The organism is Rhodococcus sp. (in: high G+C Gram-positive bacteria) (assembly GCF_049299235.1).
Classification (GTDB): Bacteria; Actinomycetota; Actinomycetes; order Mycobacteriales; family Mycobacteriaceae; genus Rhodococcus.
The window spans coordinates 1-3,591 of sequence record NZ_JBAQXC010000049.1 but is presented as its reverse complement, the minus strand read 5'-3'; the positions used below and the strand labels follow the sequence as shown (position 1 = coordinate 3,591).

Genomic DNA, 3,591 nt, shown 5'->3' with positions numbered 1-3,591 from the left:
CGGTGGACGCGGCCGCCGAATGCGCGTCGACGCGGGTGAGATACACGGCGCGGCCGGGGGCCGCAGCGTCGAGGTCGGCGGTGCTCGGGGCGGCCCCGTCGGGCCAGTGGGTCTGATCCCAGCCGTGCCCCCACAGCACCGCGTCGTCGCATCCGGCGGCGTGGTCACGCACCCGCTGCAGCGCCTCCGCGCGGCTGCTCGTACCGGTCAGGTCCAGGCCGGTCAAGGCCAAGCCGTGCGCGGTGACGTGCACGTGGGTGTCGACGAACGCGGGAGCGACGAACGCGCCGTGCAGGTCGATGATCTCGGCGTCGGGGTGCAGTGCGCGGCCGGGCCGGTCGGCCCCCACCCACCCGATCTGTCCGTCGGTGACCGCCAGGGCGGTGGCGTCGGGGGCACTGGCACTGTAGATGCGGCCGCCGACGAGAAGTTGGGTGTGCGGTGCTGGACTCACGAGCGTCCAGTCTGCCCCGTCAGGGCCGCTGCGGGCGGGGCGGGGTGTCGACGATCTCGCCCTCGAGGATCGGTGCCGATGTCAGTCGCGGGGTGGAATCGACGACGGTGTGCTCGACGACCTGCCCGTCGACGACGGTGATGCGCTCGCTGTGCCAGGCACCGCGCGCTGCGAGGTTCGCGACCTTGCGGGCGGCGACGACCTTGACGACCGGGCGCAGCACCGCCCGGGTCGGCGGCAGCAGCAGCAAGATACCCAGGACGCTGGTGAGCAGACCGGGCACGAGAACCAGACCGGCGCCGAGCCCGACGAGCGCACCGTCGGTCAGTGCCCGATCCGGGGAAGCCCCCGCCCGGACCTCCCCGAGGTTGCGCAGTGCGCGGCGGCCCTGCGCCCCGAGGATCAGATAGCCCAGAACACTGACACCGAGGAACAGCAACACGGTGTAGCCGGCGCCGATGGCGGAGCCGAGCACGGCGAGGACCGCGATCTCGGCGACGACGTAGACGAGGAACAACAGAGGCAACATCAGGGCTCCTTCCGGGTGGCCACACCGGTGCAACGAACGGCCGGGCATTTTTGCTCCCGACCCGGCACGACCACACTCGTGATCGAATCACGAGCATGGATGCGGGCGACTGGGTGGTGCTGCTGTCCGCGGCGGCCGCCGCCGGCTGGGTCGATGCGGTGGTCGGTGGCGGCGGGTTGATCCTGCTGCCCGCGCTGCTGCTGGTGGCGCCGCACCTGGCGCCGCAGACGGCGTTGGCGACGAACAAGCTCACCGCGATCTGCGGTACCGGCGCCGCGGTGGTGACGTTCGCGCGGCGCATCCGGCTGCAGTGGACGGTGCTGATCCCGGCGGCGGTGCTGGCGGCGGTGCTGGCGGCGTGTGGTGCGGCGGCGGTGTCGTTGATCGACCGGTCGTTGTTCATCCCGATCGTGATGGTCGCGTTGGTGGCGGTCGCGGTGTTGGTGACGGCGCGGCCGCAGCTCGGCACCGGTCTGGTGCGGGACCCGCCGAGTATGCGGCGCACGCTGCTCGTCGTGCTGGGTTCGGCCGCGGTGATCGGGTTCTACGACGGCATCCTCGGTCCCGGCACCGGCACCTTCCTGATCATTTCGTTCGCGACGTTGCTGGGCACCGAGTTCGTGCGGTCCGCGGCTATGGCGAAGGTGATCAATCTCGGGTCGAATCTGGGGGCGTTGGTGTTCTTCGCCGCGACCGGGCACGTGTGGTGGTCGCTCGGGTTGACGATGGCGGTGTGCAACGTCGCCGGTGCGGTGCTGGGGTCGCGGACGGCGTTGGCGCGCGGCGCCGGGTTCGTGCGGGTGGTGCTGCTGATCGTGGTGCTGGTGATGGTGGTGCGGCTCGGTTGGCAGCAATTCGGTTGATCGGGCCCTACGGTGAGCGGGTGAACACCGTCGACGCCGAGTTTCTTGCCCTGCCGTTGCGTGCTTTGGCCGATGCGGCGTTGGCGGTGGCCCGCGCGGCCGGGGCCACCCACGCGGATCTGCGGGTGCATCGGGTCCGCACCGAGTCGCTGGCGTTGCGGGACGGTGGTGTGCAGGCCGCCACCGACGGTGTCGATACCGGGTTCGCGGTGCGGGTCTTGATCGACGGTACGTGGGGGTTCGCCTCGCACGCCGAGTTGACCGTGGACACGGCGGCGGCGACGGCCCGGCAGGCGGTCGAGGTGGCTCGCGTGCTGCGGCCGCTCAACCGGGATCCGGTGCGGTGGGCCGACGAACCCGTCCATTCGGATGCGGTGTGGGTGTCGCAGTACGATCTGGATCCGTTCGCGGTGCCGACCGCCGACAAGGTCGCGATCCTCACCGACCTGTCGCGGCGGCTGCTCGCCGCCGACGGTGTCGACCACGTGACCGCGCACTGTGTGCTGGTCAAGGAGCAGGTGTTCTACGCGGACCTGGCCGGCTCGACGATCACCCAGCAGCGGGTGCGGATCCACCCGCAACTCGAGGCGACCACCGTGGACCGGGCGGCGGGGGTGTTCGAGACGATGCGCACCCTGGCTCCCCCGACCGGCCGCGGCTGGGAGTACCTCGCCTCCGACGAGCATTGGGACTGGTCGCAGGAGTTGACGGCGATCCCGCAGTGGTTGGCGGAGAAGGCGGCGGCGCCGACGGTGGTGGCGGGACCGACGGACCTGGTGATCGATCCGACGAACCTGTGGTTGACCATCCACGAATCGGTCGGGCACGCCACCGAATACGACCGGGCCGTCGGCTACGAGGCCGCCTATGCGGGCACATCGTTCGCGACCCCGGACCTGTTGGGTTCGCTGCGGTACGGCAGCGCCGCGATGCATGTGACCGCGGACCGCACCGATCCGCACGGCCTGGCGACCGTCGGGTTCGACGACGACGGGGTCGCCGCGCAGTCCTGGGATCTGGTCCGAGACGGGATGCTTGTCGGGTTCCAGGTGGATCGGGCGTTCGCGCCGCGGCTCGGGTTGCCCCGGTCCAACGGGTGCGCCTACGCCGATTCGGCGCAGCACGTGCCGATCCAGCGGATGCCGAATGTGTCGCTGCAGCCGGATCGGGAGGTGGACCGCTCCACCGCCGATCTGATCGCCGAGGTCGACGACGGACTGTATGTGGTGGGTGACAAGTCCTGGTCGATCGACATGCAACGCTACAACTTCCAGTTCACCGGGCAGCGGTTCTACCGGATCCGCGGCGGCGAATTGGCCGGGCAGGTCCGGGATGTCGCGTATCAGGGCACGACCACCGACTTCTGGGGTGCGCTCGAGGCGGTCGGCGGCCCGTCGACGTGGCGGCTCGGGGGTGCCATGAATTGTGGGAAGGCACAACCCGGTCAGGTCGCGGCGGTCTCGCACGGCTGCCCGTCGGTGCTGCTGCGTGGCATCACCGTGCTCAACACACGCGCGGAAGGTGGACGATGATCGAGGCGCAGGAACTGGTGGAACGGGCGCTGCGGGTTTCCACCGCCGACGAGACGATCGTGCTGGTCACCGACGTGTCGGAGGCGGCCCTGCGGTGGGCGGGCAATTCGATGACCACCAACGGGGTGGCCCGGTCACGCAGCTGGACGGTGCTGGCGATCCAACGTGGCCCCGCCGCCCGCGTCGGGATCGTCACGTCGAGCAGTGTCGACA

Annotated in this window: 4 protein-coding genes and 1 pseudogene; 3 read left to right on the top strand and 2 right to left on the bottom strand. The window is 70.6% G+C overall.

What is annotated here, in order from left to right:
- Together WAX14_RS02710 and WAX14_RS02705 are read right to left on the bottom strand one after the other, a co-directional pair.
- Positions 1-454, bottom strand: a 454-nt coding sequence (locus tag WAX14_RS02710; RefSeq protein ID WP_422626554.1) for an amidohydrolase family protein, incomplete at its 3' end; no start/stop codon positions are given.
- A gap of 19 nt (positions 455-473) precedes the next feature.
- Positions 474-983 carry an FxsA family protein gene (locus tag WAX14_RS02705; protein WP_422626553.1) on the bottom strand — a complete coding sequence of 170 codons (510 nt, stop codon included), beginning with the start codon at positions 981-983 and terminating at the stop codon, positions 474-476.
- 95 nt (positions 984-1,078) lie between these two features.
- Here WAX14_RS02705 and WAX14_RS02700 point away from each other — a divergent pair, with 95 nt between their 5' ends.
- The 3 genes and pseudogenes from WAX14_RS02700 to WAX14_RS02690 form a co-directional block, all read left to right on the top strand.
- A complete protein-coding gene (locus WAX14_RS02700; protein ID WP_422626552.1) occupies positions 1,079-1,846 on the top strand; it encodes a sulfite exporter TauE/SafE family protein in 768 nt (255 codons plus the stop codon).
- Between the two features lie 20 nt (positions 1,847-1,866).
- Complete coding sequence (locus tag WAX14_RS02695) at positions 1,867-3,378, top strand: TldD/PmbA family protein (protein WP_422626551.1); 1,512 nt, start codon at positions 1,867-1,869, stop codon at positions 3,376-3,378.
- Positions 3,375-3,591: pseudogene (locus WAX14_RS02690) on the top strand (TldD/PmbA family protein); the annotation flags it as partial. The gene WAX14_RS02695 and the pseudogene WAX14_RS02690, both read left to right, overlap by 4 nt.

Bases quoted from the DNA above. Each gene is read 5' to 3' on its own strand.
- WAX14_RS02700 (WP_422626552.1), top strand. From the start codon at position 1,079: ATGGATGCGGGCGACTGGGTGGTGCTGCTGTCCGCGGCGGCCGCCGCC.
- WAX14_RS02705 (WP_422626553.1), bottom strand. From the start codon at position 983: ATGTTGCCTCTGTTGTTCCTCGTCTACGTCGTCGCCGAGATCGCGGTC.